The organism is Confluentibacter sediminis, from assembly GCF_003258355.1.
Taxonomy (GTDB): domain Bacteria; phylum Bacteroidota; class Bacteroidia; order Flavobacteriales; family Flavobacteriaceae; genus Confluentibacter; species Confluentibacter sediminis.
The window spans coordinates 1-871 of sequence record NZ_QKPO01000046.1 but is presented as its reverse complement, the minus strand read 5'-3'; the positions used below and the strand labels follow the sequence as shown (position 1 = coordinate 871).

Annotated in this window: 1 protein-coding gene and 1 pseudogene; one reads left to right on the top strand and one right to left on the bottom strand. The window is 28.5% G+C overall.

The window, feature by feature from the left end; translation table 11 throughout:
• Window positions 1-454 (top strand): annotated as a pseudogene (locus DKT72_RS17805) (hypothetical protein); the annotation flags it as partial.
• 2 nt (window positions 455-456) lie between these two features.
• On the opposite strand, the gene DKT72_RS17800 reads toward DKT72_RS17805, so the two are convergent.
• Window positions 457-871 (bottom strand): hypothetical protein (locus tag DKT72_RS17800; RefSeq protein WP_220628158.1); only part of this gene is annotated, 415 nt, incomplete at its 5' end.

Below are 871 nucleotides of genomic sequence, written 5' to 3'. Positions count from 1 at the left end.
GGAGGATTTTTATAAACAGAAAATTGTTTATCCAGATATCATGCGAATGCCAAGTAAAATAGAATTATTGGATGATTATCCTTTTATTTATTTGGACGATAATAAGTTTTACATAGAAGCGACAAACTTTATGATAACAGGGGAAAACATTGACTTCATATATTCATTTCTCGTTTCGGAAGTTGGATTTTATACTTTTTCCAAATTTTACACGGGACCTCAATTTGATGCAACCGGCTTTAGATATAAGAAAGCCTATTTAGAAGAGGCATTTGTACCTCTAATAAAAAGCGAAACAATAAATCCTATTAATGAATTAAAGAAATTTCAAAGTGATAAAGTATTATTTGGACTTACAAACAATCAAATTTGGTTTGATTTAATAGGGTTAAATGATGAAGAAATATCTCATATTATAAATTATAAAAAAGAGCTTTTAGAACATTCGAGATAACCTTATTGAGATTCAATAAAGTTTATTTCCTCGAACGTCAATTGAAGCAAATCATAAACCATTTGATTTAGTTCTTTTTGTAAAATAACAGAGGATTTGTTTTCTTTTTCTAAATATGTGATATCGTGTAGTAATTTAAAAAATAATTTTTGACTATCTTTTGGAATGCATGGAATCAATAAATTTCTAACATATAGTTCTCTCCATTGATTTGTTCCAACACCTGAGCTTATGCAAAATGTATTAAAATCCCAGCTAATCACAGGATTGTTTAAGATACAGCATAAATATTCCAAATCTTTTCCAGTTAGAATGTAAGTTCCATTTAGAGTCATGAAATTGTCAGAATCATCAAGAGCGAATCGACCTTTGTCTGCTAATTCAATCCATATAAGCTTTTGTTTATAAAAATCCTCC